Annotated in this window: 1 protein-coding gene; it reads right to left on the reverse strand. The window is 71.9% G+C overall.

Annotated elements, in window-relative coordinates; genetic code table 11:
* On the reverse strand, nt 1–235 hold a 235-nt coding region (locus MJ643_RS31260; protein WP_247727395.1), incomplete at both ends, for a YceI family protein.

Consider the following 235-nt stretch of genomic DNA (forward strand, 5'->3'; position numbering starts at 1 on the left):
CCGTTGATCTCCAGGGTCCCGGCGACGGTCGCGGTCTGCGTGCCGTCGGCCGCGAGGGCGGCGAGGTCGACGTCCCCGTCCAGGGCGAAGGTCGCCTCCGGGTAGGTGCCGGTGTCGACCGCCGTGCTGCGGAAGTACTCGTCGCGCGCGTTCTCGTCGGTCGCGACGGTCGTGAGGTCGACGGTGATCTCGCCCTGGGTCAGCGTCGTGCCGTCGATCGTGATGCTGCCGCTGG

This window comes from Pseudomonas sp. PNPG3 (assembly GCF_023093815.1).
In the GTDB taxonomy this organism is placed as follows: Bacteria; Pseudomonadota; Gammaproteobacteria; order Pseudomonadales; family Pseudomonadaceae; genus Aquipseudomonas; species Aquipseudomonas asiatica.